The sequence below is a fragment of the Vibrio sp. TH_r3 genome, from assembly GCF_033101115.1.
In the GTDB taxonomy this organism is placed as follows: domain Bacteria; phylum Pseudomonadota; class Gammaproteobacteria; order Enterobacterales; family Vibrionaceae; genus Vibrio.
Window position 1 is genome coordinate 35323 of record NZ_JAWMPW010000004.1, and the last position, 16473, is coordinate 51795.

Here is a 16473-nt window from a genome sequence, read left to right on the forward strand (position 1 = left end):
ACGCCACCCAATTTACAGGTTTAATTGCAGGCAACCATGAGCAATAAAGATAATATTTTCTCAGCCCCTATCGACAATATCGGTAACTTCAATTTCGATGAAAATGTCGTCGAAGTGTTTCCAGATATGATTCAGCGGTCTGTGCCTGGTTACAGCAATATAATCACAGCAATTGGCATGCTAGCAGAACGATTTGTGAAACCTAACTCCGTTGTTTATGATTTAGGGTGCTCGCTTGGCGCATCGACCTTGTCTATTCGACGCAACATTCACCACCAAGGTTGTAAAATAATATCCGTCGATAACTCTAAAGCGATGGTTGAACGATGCAAACTGCATGTCAATGCTTACCGCTCAGATACACCAGTTGAAGTAATCGAAGCCGACATTCGTGACATCTCAATCGATAACGCCAGCATGGTGGTATTGAATTTCACTCTACAATTTTTGTCTCCTGAAGACAGACTGTCCTTGTTAGAAAAAATTTATAACGGTTTGCGCCCCGGTGGTATCTTGATTCTGTCTGAAAAGTATATTTTTGAAGATCATAACGCCAATCAATTGCTCATCGATTTACATCATGATTTTAAGCGTGCTAACGGTTACAGCGAATTAGAAATTAGCCAAAAACGTAGCGCAATAGAAAACGTATTGATTCCAGACTCGATTGACCAGCACACAACACGCCTAAAAGAAATCGGTTTTTCTACTGTTGAAGTATGGTTTCAATGCTTTAACTTTGGCTCTATGTTGGCGATAAAATAACCAACTCTTGGCTTTTTCTTTATATACAGGCTAGTTACTTGATATAACATGGCGACCAATACTGAAAAAGCAACAAGTCATATATTGCCTTCACTTAACAATAAAAGATCTCTCAAATAATGTTCAATTTTGCAAATGTTTACCAACTCATTGCCCAAGAACCAAAACTGCAACCATGGCTTAATGTTCTTCCGCAACAATTAACCGATTGGCAAACCGCCGATCACGGTGACTTTGACCGTTGGCTAAAAGCACTAAAAAAACTACCTAATAATAAGCCCGACAACATTGAATTAAAGTCATCCGTTACTTTATCTAATCTGCAACCTTTAGCGGAAGGCGAAAAGAAAAAACTCGACAACCTATTACGAACCTTTCATCCGTGGCGTAAAGGGCCATATTCTGTTCATGACATCCATATTGATACTGAATGGCGTTCAGATTGGAAGTGGGATCGAGTATTGCCACATATATCACCACTTAACAACCGCTCGGTGTTAGATGTTGGTTGTGGTAATGGCTACCATATGTGGAGAATGCTCGGTGAAGGTGCTCGATTATGTATGGGCGTTGACCCTTCCCACCTTTTTTTAATTCAGTTCGAAGCAATTCGCAAACTGATGGGAGATGACCAACGTGTACATCTCTTACCGCTTGGAATTGAACAACTTCCTGAACTAAAAGCATTTGATACGGTATTTAGTATGGGCGTACTTTATCATCGTCGCTCACCGTTAGACCATATTATGCAATTGAAAAATCAGTTGGTTGCTGGCGGGGAACTAGTGCTGGAAACATTAGTTATCGATGGTGATGAGAATGCGGTATTAGTTCCAACAGACCGCTACGCACAAATGCGTAACGTATACTTTTTCCCTTCAGCAAAAGCATTAAAGGTTTGGTTAGAAAAATGCGGTTTTGACCAAGTTCGTATTGTAGATGAAAACGTCACAACAGTCGGCGAACAACGCAGTACAGGATGGATGAAACACAATTCATTACCCGATTATTTGGACCCGAATGACCCAAGTAAAACGGTTGAAGGGTACCCCGCACCAAAACGAGCAATTTTAGTCGCTAAAAACCCAGAGTAGATAAGCTATAAAGCATTAGAATGAGCGACAAACAACCATCGAATATCTTGGTATTCGATGGCTATTATTTTGACTGCATATGAAATACTAACCAAATACTGACATTAAGGTGCTTTTCGCACTCTTTTACGTGGGCTACACTCCGCGTCAAATTATCCGTTATCCTAATGAAATTAAGGTAAAAAATGCGAAGTATTATTGTCCCTGTTATCGCAACGACCTTGCTTGCAGGATGTGTATCAAACAAATTAGAAAAACAGAATCAACAAACCTTAGCCGCAATCACAGCCTCACAAAAAACGATGGTTAATAATCTTAATGATCTAAATACGTTGTTGAATAATCAGTCTAATTCTATCGAAAGACTTGAACATAAAGTCTCTGATTTAACGCAAGAAACAACCGCGTTAAAAACAGAAACACACCAGTTGAAATTACAAACTGATGGATTAAGAGCACAGATCAATACTCTTAAACCGGATAGTGCAACGCAACAAACAACACAAATATCACGTAATCTAACGTCGTCCCCCCCTTCGAAACAACTCATACTTGGCGCAATAGAAAAAATCCAAGTGGCCAATATGGAACCATTCTACTCTGCAAGAATTGATACTGGCTCGGCCACGTCATCATTGCATGCTAATAATATTGAACATTTTGAACGTGAAGGGAAAAAGTGGGTTCGATTTGATCTTAGTGATCCAGATTCGCTTAAAGATATATCTTCTCAGCCACTTACGCTCGAAAAACACACCATCGAAGCACCGATTGTAAGGTTTGCCAATATTCGTTTATTGGCTTCCGAGTCGTTAGAAAAACGTGCCGTAGTCGAATTATGGGTAAAAATAGGCAATATTCATGAAAAAGCGCAATTTACACTGGCGAATAGAGATCAAATGAGCCAACCTATCTTACTAGGCAGAGAATTTATTCGAGATATTGCTCTAGTCGATGTCAGTAAAAAATTTCTACTAACCAAAGAAAACATAAATGATGCCAATATAGCGACAAAACTAACTGTAAAAGAATAATGATTATCTTCAAGGAAACAATCATGATCTTAAGTAAACCACTATGATGCCAAGGAAACAACTATGACCTCAAGAATTCCTTTTTACTTTCTGATTGCAATATTGGTTGCAGTCGGAACTTGGTTAAATATCATGCGTCATGATAACTATGGTGTTCCTTGGTCTCCGGGAGAAAAACGCCAAGTTTGGGAAGTAGAAGCGCGGATAGAATTCAATGGAATGGATCAACCAGCCAAAGTATCTCTTGCTGCCCCTAATACACAATCTGGATATACATTAATAAATGAATCCGCATCATCACCGGGGTATGGAATTGCATACGTCGACTCAGATGCTGGTCGACGTGCGGAATGGTCAATACGACAAGCCAGTGGCGCACAGACTATTTATTACAAAACACAATTTTTGCGCGATGAGCAAGCCGACGTCCAACCTATACCACCTTCTGACGAACCGATTTTACAGCCCACGTTTGATGGTCCTCAAGACGCAGCGGCAAAATCGCTCATTGATCAAGCTTCGCAACGCAGTGCTGATAACGCTACTTTTACTCGAGAATTAATAAAACGGTTGAACGATGCTGATAGCCAAAATGCAGCATTACTGCTTGATCAGTCAAGTAAAACAAAAATGATATCCAAACTGCTTTCCTATGCACAGATCCCCAACAAAATTGTTGGCGTAATCTATCTTGAAGATGGCCGTCGTCGACAAAATATTAATAAAATGGTTCAAGTGTGGGACAACCAAACTTGGGTATTATTCGACCCAGATTCCGGCACCCAAGGAAAATCTGATGGCGTATTAATTTGGGACGAATCGAATGTGTCACTGCTCGATGTGGTTGGAGGCAAAAATAGCCAAGTACATTTCTCAATGATAGCGCAAGATATCTCTCCTGCGGCCGCGACTGATAGCAAGGTCAATGCTGATAATCTACTCAATTTTTCTATCCATACTCTGCCATTAGAAGAGCAATCCATGTTTAAAACCATCATGCTCATTCCTATTGGCGCGTTGATTGTGGTGTTTTTACGCGTCATTATTGGCCTCAAAACATCTGGTACCTTTATGCCGGTTTTAATCGCTGTAGCGTTTGTTCAAACTCAGCTGCTCACGGGTATCATTGGCTTCTTACTTATTGTCGGAACAGGGTTAATTATACGCGGTTATCTTTCCAAGCTTAATTTATTATTAGTGGCAAGAATATCCGCTGTGATCATAACGGTAATACTGATTATCTCTGTGTTTACCGTGGTCGCCTTTCGCATCGGATTAACAGAAGGACTCAGTATTACTTTCTTCCCAATGATCATTCTTTCTTGGACAGTCGAACGTATGTCCATTTTATGGGAAGAAGAAGGGCCGAAAGAAGTCTTTATGCAAGGTGGAGGATCATTATTAACCTCAGTTATTGTTTATTTGGCCATGACCAACGATATCATCCAACACCTAACGTTTAACTTCATTGGCATACAACTGTTGATTTTAGCGGCTATTTTAGCTCTAGGTAATTACACAGGGTATCGATTAACAGAATTGCGCCGCTTTAAGCCATTGGCGGAGGATTAACAACATGTTTGCAAGTTTCACCTCCCCTATAAAACTTAAAGACAAAGGCATTATGGGCATGAATACAAGGAACCACAGCTATATCGGACGATATAACGACCGTTCCAAGTATCCTTTAGTCGATGATAAACTTAAGACCAAAATAATCGCCGAAAAAGCTGGTGCAACTACACCCGCTCTGATTGGTGTGATAAGACAACAAGCTGAAGTAAAAAAGGTTCATGCCATGGTTAAGCAGTGGCCGGGTTTTGTTATTAAGCCCGCTCAAGGCAGTGGCGGAAAAGGTATCTTAGTTATTGTGTCGCACAAAGATGGTGTTTACACCAAGCCATCTGGCGCAACCTGTAACGAACAAGATGTAGAGCGCCACATTAGTAACACACTAGCAGGACTGTTCTCGTTAGGCGGTAAAAATGATGTTGCCGTTGTAGAGAACTTAATTAAATTCGACGACTGTTTTGAAGGGTTCAGCTACGAAGGTGTGCCTGACGTTAGAATTATCGTATTTAAAGGCTACCCTGTTATGGCGATGATGCGTTTATCAACGGCGGCCTCTGACGGAAAAGCAAACTTACACCAAGGTGCGGTAGGTGTTGGTATCGATATCGCGACAGGTAAAGCAGTTCGCGCAGTGCAATTCGACCAACCTATCAAACAACATCCAGATACCGGCAAAGACCTATTTTTACTTCAAGTCCCTCATTGGCAAAAACTGTTGGTATTAGCATCGAGTGCGTGGGAAATGACCGGACTTGGCTACATGGGAACCGATATGGTTTTGGACAGAGAAGAAGGGCCCATGGTACTGGAGCTGAATGCTAGACCCGGCTTAGCCATTCAAATTGCCAATGGTGAAGGATTACTACCAAGACTTCGCCATATAGAAGCTCTAGAGCACGAGAACGATTATCCAAAACCAGCAGAAAGGGTTGCATATGCAGCAAAGCAGTTTGGTGCATAGTGTTGTCAATCAGAGCATTATTTGCAACCCAGAACACTCGTTTTAGACAAACTAACTGGTTAAGTTAAGGCAATTATTTATTAAAAATATGATTCGGACACCAATAGTTTTAGTGTCTGAATTATGTTCATACTAATTAGTGCCATAAATAACCATGGGCTTGATTTAAAGAACCATTTACCCCACCAAATAGTGACATCTTCATTTACCCAACGCTTCTTTATAATGCGCTCGGCACATAGACACATATTTATCATTACCACCTATAGCAACCTGATCGCCTTCTGCGATTGGCTTGCCGTTTTCATCGGTACGAATAACCATGTTGGCTTTTCTTCCGCAATGACAAATGGTTTTTAGTTCTACCAACTTATCAGCCCAAGAAAGCAAGTACTTGCTGCCCTCAAATAATTCACCTTGAAAGTCAGTACGCAGACCATAACAAAGCACTGGAATATGCAGTTTATCAACCACTTCAGTTAACTGGTAAACCTGTTGTCTAGATAGAAATTGGCACTCATCAACCAAAACGCAATGCAGCTTCTGTTGGTTATTCAGTTGGTCTATTTGTTGGAACATTTCGGTGGTGGCATTGAATAACTGGGCATCGGATTGTAAGCCAATTCTGGAACTGACTTTTCCCATTCCATAGCGATCATCGAGTGCAGCGGTAAAAATCAACGGATTCATACCACGCTCTTGATAGTTAAAGGAAGATTGAAGAAGCGTAGTAGATTTACCCGCATTCATTGACGAGTAATAGAAGTACATCTGAGCCATGATTTGTTCTCGGTTACTGATTTTCGGTTATTAACTTGCGGTTCTTGTTTTTCATCTTGTGAAAGTTACTCCACAAAACATAGCAAAGGCAGCAACGTGATTAATACGCGAACCGAGAAACGTATTACCAGTCAACTGCCCGTAATAAAGTTATATCCTAAGGTTTTTCACATCGAACATAAAATTCAATATAGCGGCTATAACGGTTTATTTATTAAGTTATATAATACGCATTAACCTTTGCGCCACGTTGTCCCTTCAGGACCATCTTCTAAGATAATACCCATTTCAGTTAACTTGTTACGCGCTAAATCAGCGTTGGCCCAATCTTTAGAAGCACGAGAATCGTTGCGTAACTTAATTAGTGCTTCTATCTCGGACACTTCATCATTGTTGCTTAAATCGCCTTGTAAAAAAGTATCCGGGTCTTGATACAGAATCCCGATAACATCAGCAAGTTCACGCATTAAGGCACCAAGTTTTGACGCAGCAGCTAAATCTTCTGTTTTAAGGCGATTGACTTCTCGCGCCATATCAAACAAAACTGAATACGCTTCTGGAGTATTAAAATCGTCATTCATTGCATCGGTAAAGCGACGCACATAGTCACTTTTGGTATCTGGCACGGCATCTCTATCTAACCCACGTAACGCTGTGTATAAGCGCTCTAAGGCTGAACGTGCTTGATTAAGATTATCTTCGCTGTAATTAAGTTGACTGCGATAGTGGCCTGACATTAAGAAATAGCGCACCGTTTCGGCATCGTAATGTTGCAACACGTCTCTAATGGTAAAAAAGTTACCCAAGGATTTAGACATTTTCTCTTGGTCAATCATCACCATGCCACTATGCATCCAAGTATTGACATACTTTGTATCATGCGCACAACATGATTGAGCAATTTCATTTTCATGATGTGGAAATTGCAGATCTGAACCACCACCATGGATATCAAAATGGTTACCTAATATAGCCGAATTCATCGCCGAACATTCAATGTGCCACCCTGGACGACCGTCTCCCCACGGAGATGACCAAGTAGGCTCGCCTGGTTTAGACATTTTCCATACCACAAAATCGAGCGGACTACGCTTGGCGCTATCTATATCTACTCGCGCACCGGCTTGTAGTTGGTCCAAATCTTGTTTTGACAATTGACCATATTGTTCAAATTTTTTCACTTCAAACATCACATCGCCATTGCTTGCGACATAAGCAAATCCACGCTCAATTAATCGCTCAACTAAATCGATTATTTCAGCGATAAAGTGTGTCGCTCTAGGTTCTATGTCTGGGCGTTTCATATTAAGCGCATCAAAATCTTGATACATTTCTTCAATCAGTCGCTCCGTTAACTCTTCACAACTTTCACCATTTTCAGCGGCACGTTTGATAATTTTATCGTCTATATCTGTGATATTTCTGACAAAATTCAGATCGTAACCCAAAAATCGAAGATAACGAGAAACCACATCGAATGAAACAAAGGTACGTCCATGGCCGATATGACAAAGATCATAAATGGTTACCCCACACACATACATGCCAATTTTTCCAGCGGTGATTGGTTTAAATTCTTCTTTTTGACGCGTGAGTGTGTTGTATATTTTTAACATAATCTTTATCTGGTCTTTATGAAAATAAAATTGATGGTGAGTATATCAATTCCGATTTGAATAGGTAACCGTTTTTATGCGGTCAAATAAAATCAGAATAATTTGCTTAGCGGCTGTGATAAGCTAGAATTCACACTTGCAAACAATACAATCTAAAAAGGGTTTAAACCATGATCATCCTTCACACTAATTTCGGTGATATTACAGTTCAGTTAAACGAAGAGAAAGCACCAGAAACTAGCGCGAACTTTCTGCAATATTGTCGCGATGGTTTTTACGACAATACTCTTTTCCACCGAGTAATTGATGGGTTTATGATTCAAGGTGGTGGCATGACATCTGGCTTAAAAGAGAAAGCCACTCGCGCCTCAATCAAAAATGAAGCCAACAATGGCTTAAGCAATAGTGTCGGCACACTAGCGATGGCTCGTACGATGGAACCTCATTCTGCAAGCTCACAATTTTTCATCAATGTTAACAACAATACTTTCCTAGATTTTAAATCTGAAAGCATGGATGGCTGGGGCTATTGTGTATTTGCTCATGTTGTTGACGGTATGGAAATAGTAAACAAAATTAAAGCAGTAAGCACCGGCTCGATGGGTATGCACCAAGATGTGCCTCTAGAAGAAGTTGTCATTACTAGCACAACAATTACTGAAGAGTAAAAGTTAGTTAGGGAGCGATTTAAAGCTCCCTTATTTATCTAGCTTGCTTACTGTGGGTTAATTTTCTCTGCTACCTGTTGCTACCGTTGACCGCTCAAACTGACCATTAGTGGCTTATTGCGTTGTTAATGCCTTATTTCGCTCTTAATAACTTATTACTATGACGACTTTATTTATATCAGATTTACACCTTACCCCTTCACGACCCGACATTACTAAGAGCTTTAAACAATTCATGGCGACACAAGCCATCAACGCTGACGCTTTATACGTACTTGGGGATTTATTCGAATTTTGGGTAGGTGACGATGACAGAAGCGATTTTAATCAATCAATCAAAAATGAATTTAAAACCCTAACTCAAGCAGGTGTTCCTTGTTATTTCATTAGAGGCAATCGAGATTTCTTAGTAGGGAAACGCTTCGAACAAGAGACAGGTATGCAAATACTTGATGATGTAACCTTAATTGATCTATATGGGCAGAAAGCGGTTATTTTGCATGGTGATACGCTCTGTACCGATGATGTGAAATACCAAGCCTACCGAGAAAAAGTACACCAACCTTGGTTACAGTGGGTTTACAATCGCTTACCATTATTTATAAAAAAGAAAATTGTCTCTAAAGTTCAGTCTGATATTGGTCAAGACAAGCAAGAGAAATCTCTTGATATAATGGATGTGAATCAACAAGAGGTTGAATCAGTCCTAGAACAATATCAGTGTAATCTAATGATTCACGGTCATACTCACCGACCTAATATTCATCATTTTAATATTGAAGGCCAAAATAGATGCACCAGAATCGTTCTCGGTGACTGGTATGCACAAAGTTCAATATTAAAGCTTGATAAAACATCATTTTCATTCGAAAATGAGACTTATACAAACTAAAACAAATAATAATAACACTTTAGAAAAAAACAGTTTCAATGATGTTATATTACAAAACATAACTAATCTTGCTTAATCTTACTAACGCAGTTTGATAGATTGGAATTAACGCTTATATGAAATATTCGTACGTTGCTCGCCAACCAATACTAGACATAAATAAAAATACGGTTGCTTACGAACTTCTTTTTAGAGACGGTCCCAAAAACACCTTTCCTGAAATCGAACCAGAAAAAGCCACTAATCGCCTACTCTCGGACCAATTTTTAGGCGATGATTACAGTGTCATTGGTGATAAATTAGCCTTTGTTAATTTTCCCTATCGCAGTTTAATCAACCAAATTCCTGGCCTGTTCCCAAAAGAGAAAATTGTTGTTGAAATATTAGAAGATTGCCAACCTACTGACCTGTTACTTAAAGCAATTATTTGTTTAGAAAAGAAAGGATATAAGATCGCGTTAGATGATTTTGTACCTAGTCCAGAGTGGCGACGCTTCCTACCACATATTCATTTGATTAAGTTTGATATTCAAATCGTACCCATTGAAAAAGCTCAAAAATTCATCCAGAAGTTAGAAGGTTCAAAAATAGAATTTTTAGCCGAAAAAGTAGAGAGCCATCAAGAATATCAAAAAGCAGTTCAAGCTGGCTTCCACTATTTTCAAGGCTATTTTTTTAGTAAACCAGAAATAATCCAAAAAAAGTCTATCGAGCCATCTTTTTTAACTATTGTGCAATTATGTAAAGTGATAGCCGCTGACGAAGTGGATTACCGAGAGGTAGAGCACATTATTACTGGTGATGTGACACTCTCTTATAAATTACTGCGTTATGTTAATTCGTCGTCTTTGCTCTCTTCACCTATTCAATCATTTCACCAAGCTTTGGCTTACTTAGGTGAACAGAAACTTAGAAAGTTTGTTTCTCTTGTTGCGGTTGCTTCCAGCGATAGAGACAAACCTGAATCTCTCTATTCACTGTCAATACAACGTGCAAGATTTTGTGAGTTGATATCACAAACTGCTTGTGGTCCAAACCAACGTAGCCAAGCTTTCTTAACGGGGATGTTTTCGTTATTAGACTCTTTACTAGACCAACCACTTGAATTGATTGTGCACTCAATTCCAATTGATCAGGCGATTAAATCGGCGCTGCTAGAACGTAAAGGCGTGTTAGGCGACATTCTTACTATGGTAACGGCTTATGAATCAGCCGATTGGGAAACAGCCCACACATTGCAGACTAAATTGAACCTAGATGAAGATCAGTTGGTCGGATACTACCAACAGTCAATAGAGTGGACTGAAGAACTATTTGGCGTGTCTGATATTTAGACTGCTCAGTACCTAAAGATAGCATGACCAACCCAAAAATATTTATGGCGACTAAAAAGGATGTTTGTATGACCTTATGCCCTTGTGGAAGCAATAATAACTATAATAGTTGCTGTAAAAAAGTGCATGATAATCATGCGATGGCAGTTAGGCCAGAGCAATTAATGCGAGCTCGGTATTCCGCTCACATCGTAAAGAATATTGATTTTATCGTCGATACATATCACCCCAGTTGCAATGCGCACAACGATCGACAAGGTATTACCGATTCTGTTCAACTCAATTGGCAGCGCTTAGAGATAATTGCAGCGCCTGAACCTGATGGAAGCACTGGTATTGTCGAATTTAAAGCCTACTATATTGAAGCACTCTCCGAACAATATATGCATGAGCGTTCCCGCTTTATTAAAGAAAAGGGACATTGGTATTATCTAGATGGCCACTTTCCAGTACAAAAAATAGGTCGTAATGATCCTTGTTTATGCGGTAGCGGCAAAAAATACAAAAAGTGTTGCGCTTAGCGTTAGCGGCCTTGGTTATCTACTACTTCTTGGTTATTTAGTACTTATTGGTAGATGTAAAAGTTATTGGTTGATATAAAAACTATTGGTTGATATAAAAATCCCCGCCTTATGCGGGGATTTTAGCTTCAAAAAACAAACAACTTACTTATGTCTTTCTTTTAGCTTATTAATCACATCATTCATTGATAAACCTTGGTCTTGCAATAAAACAAACAAGTGATAGATCAAATCGGCTGATTCACAGACTAATTCCGCCTTATCGCCCGACGTTGCCGCAAGCGCAACTTCAACCCCTTCTTCGCCCACTTTCTGCGAAATACGTTTGGTACCACGGGCGTACAAACTGGCTGTATAAGAGGAATCTGGATCGGCATTTTTTCGTTCGGCCAGCAGAGTTTCAAGTTGGTGAAGCCACACCAATTGAGATACTTCTTGCTTATCGCCATCGAAACAGGTTGTGGTTCCAGTGTGACATGTTGGCCCAATCGGATTAACCAGCACCAACAAGGTGTCATTATCGCAATCTAAAGAGATATTTTTTAGTTGCAAGACATTACCAGACGTTTCACCTTTGGTCCAAAGACGCGCTTTAGTACGAGAGAAAAACGTTACCTTCTCAGTTTGCAAGGTTTTGTTAAGCGCCTCGGCGTTCATATAGCCCATCATGAGCACTTGGCTAGATTGAAAGTCTTGTACAATGGCAGGTATTAAACCATCTACTTTATCCCAATCAATTCTATCAACTAAGCTCACGTTATTATTTTCTACTGCAGTGCTCATAAACGTGTTTCCACTCCTTGTTGTTTTAAGTATTGTTTAAGTTCGCCAATATTAATGACTTGTTTGTGGAAAACCGATGCCGCAAGCGCACCGTCTACATTGGTCTTTTTATACGCTTCAGCAAAGTGCTCCATAGCGCCTGCTCCTCCAGAAGCAATTAAAGGAACATGACACACTTCGCGCACCATATTTAACTGCTCAAGATCATAACCATTACGCACGCCATCTTGGTTCATCATATTGAGCACTATTTCACCCGCGCCACGTTTTTGCACTTCTTGTACCCAATCACGTGTTTCCCATTGAGTGGCTTTAGTACGTTGTTCATCACCGGTAAACTGATAAACCTGATACTTACCAGTTTCTGCATCAAAATAAGAGTCAATACCCACCACGATACACTGTACGCCGAATTTATCGGCCAGATCAGTAATCAATTGAGGGTTCGCTAACGCTGGTGAGTTGATTGAGACTTTATCTGCCCCAAACTCCAAAATACGCGACGCATCCTGTGCCGATTTAATACCACCAGCAACGCAAAACGGGATATCAATAACTTCCGCGACTCTCGCTACCCAACTTTTATCCACCACTCGGCCATCAGAAGAGGCCGTAATATCATAAAACACCAATTCGTCTGCGCCTTCTTCAGCATAACGCTGGGCAAGAGGAACGATATCACCAATGATTTCGTGATTACGAAATTGAACACCTTTAACTACTTGACCATCACGGACATCAAGACAAGGAATTATTCGCTTTGCCAACATTGGAAAGCCTCCTCTGCGGTAAATTTACCATCTAACAACGCGCGGCCAACAATCACACCGGCAACACCACAACCTTTAAGAGCTTCAATATCCGCTAGGCTACCAATTCCACCAGATGACTGAAATTGTACTTGTGGATACAGCTTACAAAGGTCAACATAAAGCTCTACATTGGAACCGGTCAATGTTCCATCTCTTGAAATATCAGTACACAAAACGTGTTGTAAGCCAACCGTCAGATAATCCTCAATTAACGCTTCAATTGTGACACCAGAGTCTTCTTGCCAACCCGAAATGGCTACTTTTCGTTCGCCTTTGTCATTAATATTAATATCCAGCGCCAGTACAATTTTTTCTGCACCATACTTTTCCATCCAACCTTTTACCAATTCAGGTTGCTTAACCGCGGTAGAACCGACTACAACACGTTCTGCACCGGCATTTAGCAATCCTATAACGTCTTGTTCGGTTCTTACTCCACCACCAATTTGTACTTTAGCTGGGGTACTCGCTAACAAGCTAGCAATAAGATCGAGTTGACGTGCCTTAATATCTTTAGCACCGGTAAGATCCACTAAATGCAGCCAATCTGCGCCAGCTTTATGGTAAAGGTCGAATTGCTCTGCTGGATTAACTTTATATTCTGTAACTTGGCCATAATCGCCTTGAAATAAGCGAACCACTTGGCCTTCAATTAAATCGAGTGCTGGAATAATCACTACTGAATCCTTTTATTCTTTTGCGGTCAACTGAAACACAAGTCATCTCAGTTGAGCCATAATTTGTGCCTAAACGAGCTCTAAAAAGTTCTTAATTAAACGAGAACCTGCTTTACTGGAACGTTCTGGGTGGAACTGAACACCGTAGTAGTTGCCGTTTTGTACAGCAGCAGTAAAAGGGTTACCGTAATCGCACGATGCTATTGTATTGGCATCGACAGGCATCGCATAGCTGTGCACAAAGTAAAAGTATTCGTCTTTTTCAATACCAGCAAATAATGGGTTACCTTCGTTTGCAGTAACCGTATTCCAACCCATATGTGGCAACGGTAAATCACCTGTTTCCATTAAACGGACTTCACCTTCGCACAGACCTAAACATGATACGGCTTCATTACCATTTGAACCTTTTTCATAAGAAAGTTTACCGAGTAATTGCATACCTAAACAGATACCAAGTAGCGGCTTGTGTACTTTTTTAACTAATTCAATCAAATCACGTTCGGCAAGGTTCTTCATTGCTTCACTTGCCGTACCTACGCCGGGTAAAAACAGCTTATCTGCCGCCAATACCACCTCAGGGTCTTTAGAAATGCTAACTTTGTAGCCTAAACGCTCAATGGCAAATTTAACCGATGAAACATTGGCACAACCAGTATCAATAATGACAACTTTCTGATTTTGAGTCATCGTTGCTTCCCTCTCTAATTCTGAGCACCGTATTGCAGAACTTACCATCACAAAACACCTTTACTACTTGGCATTTCATTACCTTCAACTTTAATCGCTTGACGAAGTGTACGTCCAAATGCTTTGAACAAACTTTCGATAATATGGTGATCATTATGACCTGCCGACGACAAGTGCAACGTACACGCAAGAGTGTCAGTTAATGAGCGGAAAAAGTGTTCCACCATTTCAGTAGAAAGATCACCAACCACTTCACGACCAAACTTTGCTTCAAATTTAAGGAAAGGACGTCCAGAGAGATCTAATGCGCATTGTGCTAAGCATTCGTCCATTGGCAGGCTAAAGCCAAATCGACCAATACCGCGTTTATCACCAAGCGCTTCTTTCAGTGCTTGGCCTAAGGCCAAGGCCGTATCTTCAACTGAGTGATGGTCATCAATGTGCAAATCACCATCCACATTAACTTGCAGCTGAAACGCGCCATGAGTCGCGATTTGATCGAGCATATGGTCGAAAAAACCGAGGCCAGTTGAAATTTTATTTCCGCCTTGAACATCTAAATTAACAGCAACAGATATATCGGTTTCTTTAGTCGTTCTCACCACTTTTGCGGTGCGTTCTTTTACAGTTAAATCACGTAAGATTTGCGGCCAACCCATTTTTTCCGGATGATATTGAATACCACGAATGGCCATGTTTTCCGCTAGTTGTAGATCCGTCTCACGGTCACCAATGACCACGGACGTTTGAAAGTCCACTTTGCCATCTTTGAGATAGTCCTTAACCATACCTAATTTAGGTTTACGGCAAGTACAATTATCTGCTTCAAAATGTGGGCAAAGTAACACATCATCAAACTTAACACCTTGAGATTCAAAGATTTCCATCATCATATTATGTGGAGCATCGAACTCTTCTTGCGGATAACTTTCTGTACCTAAACCATCTTGATTCGTCACCATAACCAATCGGTATCCAGCATCTTGTAGCGCAAGCAGGCTAGGAATAACATACGGTTCTAGTTTTAATTTATCTAGGCGGTCAACTTGAAAGTCGATAGGTGGTTCGACGATTAATGTACCATCGCGGTCAATAAATAGAATTTTTTGTTGGTTGCTCACTTAACTTTCCTTATACCGTGCGTGCTGTCGACTATGCTTAATCTGTAACTGGTTCTATATTAAATTAACTAGTGTTGTAACTGTTTTGTAGTGTTGTAACAATCTTCTAGCCTTGCAATTGCTTTTTTATAAAATTGGCGGTTGTTTGGCACTCTTGCTTACTGCCAACACTAATACGAATGCAATCCTTAATAGGCGAATTACGCAAAATAATGCCATTATCCCATGCGCTTTTAAATATATCATCGCCATTAGGAAATTGAATTAAAAGGTAGTTGCCCCAGCCTTCAAAAACCTTTACCTCATCAATACTTGAGAGCTGTTCGGCCAAATAGGCTCTGTTTTTATTGAGTTCCTCGACTTGAGCTCGTGCTCTTTGTAAGCCTGCTGAAGATAGTGCCTGACAAGCGATATCAGCGACTGGGATCGGAACAGGGTATGGTGCAATAACTTTTAGTAAAACATCGATAATGGATTTATTAGCTAAGGTGAACCCACATCTTAATCCTGCTAAAGCAAACGCTTTTGATAAGGTACGCAAAATAGCCAGGTTTTCGTACTCCGCCAGCAAACCTTTCGTCGATGCTTCTGGACAAAAATCGATGTACGCTTCATCCATAACAACAATCGCCTTGTTTTTAGTCATTTCCAACAAAGCAATAATATCTTGGCGATCAATTAGGTTGCCGGTCGGGTTATTCGGACTACAGACAAAAACCAATTTAACGCCATCGAGATTGGCTTTTATCGACTCAAGATCTAACTGCCAGTCCGATTTAGAAGGGACTATTTTTCGTTCAACACCTATCGTTTCAGCACTAATAGCGTACATCCCGTAAGTAGGAGGACAATACAGTATCGCGTCTTCACCTGGCTCACAGAATGCCCGAATCAATAACTCAATCCCTTCATCCGCACCGCGGGAAGTAAGTACTTGTTGAGCGGAAACGCCAGCATAAGACGCATAAGCTTCAATCAATTCAGTCGGCTGACAACTACTGTAACGGTTGAGTTTATCAAACGTGGTTTTATATTGATTATCAAATGGTGATTCATTGGCATTTAACCACACATCACCGCTTCCCCCTATTCTTCTTGCTGATAGGTAAGGAGTAAGCTGCTGGACTTGTTTTCGAGCGAGTTTTTCCATTAA

17 protein-coding genes are annotated in these 16473 nt (G+C 40.4%); 9 read left to right on the plus strand and 8 right to left on the minus strand.

The genetic code is table 11. The annotated features are described in order from the left end of the window. Nucleotides 1–36: 36 nt before the first annotated feature. The 5 genes from cmoA (at nt 37) to R3X26_RS05635 (ending at nt 5426) form a co-directional block, all read left to right on the plus strand. Complete coding sequence (gene cmoA / locus R3X26_RS05615; RefSeq protein WP_317716241.1) at nt 37–765, plus strand: carboxy-S-adenosyl-L-methionine synthase CmoA; 729 nt, start codon at nt 37–39, stop codon at nt 763–765. 119 nt (nt 766–884) lie between these two features. After that, the gene (gene cmoB, locus R3X26_RS05620) at nt 885–1859 is read left to right on the plus strand and encodes a tRNA 5-methoxyuridine(34)/uridine 5-oxyacetic acid(34) synthase CmoB (protein WP_317716242.1); all 975 of its coding nucleotides are present in this window, start codon (nt 885–887) and stop codon (nt 1857–1859) included. A gap of 185 nt (nt 1860–2044) precedes the next feature. Beyond that, on the plus strand, nt 2045–2893 hold the full coding sequence (locus R3X26_RS05625) for an ATP-dependent zinc protease (protein WP_317716243.1): 849 nt from the start codon (nt 2045–2047) through the stop codon (nt 2891–2893). A 63-nt stretch (nt 2894–2956) separates the two neighbouring features. Beyond that, nucleotides 2957–4465, plus strand: coding sequence for an inactive transglutaminase family protein (locus R3X26_RS05630; RefSeq protein WP_317716244.1), 1509 nt, complete (start codon nt 2957–2959; stop codon nt 4463–4465). A gap of 4 nt (nt 4466–4469) precedes the next feature. Further along, nucleotides 4470–5426, plus strand: coding sequence for an alpha-L-glutamate ligase-like protein (locus R3X26_RS05635; RefSeq protein ID WP_317716245.1), 957 nt, complete (start codon nt 4470–4472; stop codon nt 5424–5426). A 201-nt stretch (nt 5427–5627) separates the two neighbouring features. On the opposite strand, the gene R3X26_RS05640 is transcribed toward R3X26_RS05635, so the two are convergent. Next, a complete protein-coding gene (locus tag R3X26_RS05640) occupies nt 5628–6206 on the minus strand; it encodes a thymidine kinase (RefSeq protein WP_317716246.1) in 579 nt (192 codons plus the stop codon). A 233-nt stretch (nt 6207–6439) separates the two neighbouring features. Beyond that, nucleotides 6440–7822, minus strand: a complete 1383-nt coding sequence (gene cysS, locus R3X26_RS05645) for a cysteine--tRNA ligase (protein ID WP_317716247.1) — start codon at nt 7820–7822, stop codon at nt 6440–6442. A gap of 170 nt (nt 7823–7992) precedes the next feature. On the opposite strand from cysS, the gene R3X26_RS05650 reads away from it, so the two are divergent. The 4 genes from R3X26_RS05650 to R3X26_RS05665 all read left to right on the plus strand — a co-directional run bounded on the left by R3X26_RS05650 (nt 7993) and on the right by R3X26_RS05665 (nt 11237). Continuing rightward, the gene (locus R3X26_RS05650) at nt 7993–8490 is read left to right on the plus strand and encodes a peptidylprolyl isomerase (protein ID WP_317716248.1); all 498 of its coding nucleotides are present in this window, start codon (nt 7993–7995) and stop codon (nt 8488–8490) included. Nucleotides 8491–8650: 160 nt separating this feature from the next. Next, nucleotides 8651–9382 (plus strand): UDP-2,3-diacylglucosamine diphosphatase, encoded by a 732-nt coding sequence (gene lpxH / locus R3X26_RS05655; RefSeq protein WP_317716249.1) that lies wholly within the window; start codon nt 8651–8653, stop codon nt 9380–9382. Nucleotides 9383–9498: 116 nt separating this feature from the next. Then, nucleotides 9499–10716 carry an EAL and HDOD domain-containing protein gene (locus R3X26_RS05660; RefSeq protein WP_317716250.1) on the plus strand — a complete coding sequence of 406 codons (1218 nt, stop codon included), beginning with the start codon at nt 9499–9501 and terminating at the stop codon, nt 10714–10716. Nucleotides 10717–10784: 68 nt separating this feature from the next. After that, the gene (locus tag R3X26_RS05665) at nt 10785–11237 is read left to right on the plus strand and encodes a YchJ family protein (protein ID WP_317716251.1); all 453 of its coding nucleotides are present in this window, start codon (nt 10785–10787) and stop codon (nt 11235–11237) included. Between the two features lie 144 nt (nt 11238–11381). Here R3X26_RS05665 and hisIE read toward each other — a convergent pair whose 3' ends face one another. From hisIE to hisC, 6 genes are all read right to left on the minus strand, one after another. After that, nucleotides 11382–12020, minus strand: coding sequence for a bifunctional phosphoribosyl-AMP cyclohydrolase/phosphoribosyl-ATP diphosphatase HisIE (gene hisIE / locus R3X26_RS05670; protein WP_317716252.1), 639 nt, complete (start codon nt 12018–12020; stop codon nt 11382–11384). Then, on the minus strand, nt 12017–12790 hold the full coding sequence (hisF, locus tag R3X26_RS05675) for an imidazole glycerol phosphate synthase subunit HisF (RefSeq protein ID WP_317716253.1): 774 nt from the start codon (nt 12788–12790) through the stop codon (nt 12017–12019). The genes hisIE and hisF overlap by 4 nt, the downstream gene beginning before the upstream one ends. Then, the gene (hisA, locus tag R3X26_RS05680; protein WP_317716254.1) at nt 12772–13509 is read right to left on the minus strand and encodes a 1-(5-phosphoribosyl)-5-[(5-phosphoribosylamino)methylideneamino]imidazole-4-carboxamide isomerase; all 738 of its coding nucleotides are present in this window, start codon (nt 13507–13509) and stop codon (nt 12772–12774) included. Before hisA ends, hisF begins: the two co-directional genes overlap by 19 nt. A 69-nt stretch (nt 13510–13578) precedes the next feature. Further along, nucleotides 13579–14199, minus strand: coding sequence for an imidazole glycerol phosphate synthase subunit HisH (hisH, locus tag R3X26_RS05685; RefSeq protein ID WP_317716255.1), 621 nt, complete (start codon nt 14197–14199; stop codon nt 13579–13581). Between the two features lie 47 nt (nt 14200–14246). Beyond that, a complete protein-coding gene (hisB, locus tag R3X26_RS05690; protein ID WP_317716256.1) occupies nt 14247–15320 on the minus strand; it encodes a bifunctional histidinol-phosphatase/imidazoleglycerol-phosphate dehydratase HisB in 1074 nt (357 codons plus the stop codon). A gap of 106 nt (nt 15321–15426) precedes the next feature. Continuing rightward, nucleotides 15427–16470, minus strand: a complete 1044-nt coding sequence (gene hisC / locus R3X26_RS05695) for a histidinol-phosphate transaminase (protein WP_317716257.1) — start codon at nt 16468–16470, stop codon at nt 15427–15429. Nucleotides 16471–16473: the final 3 nt, after the last annotated feature.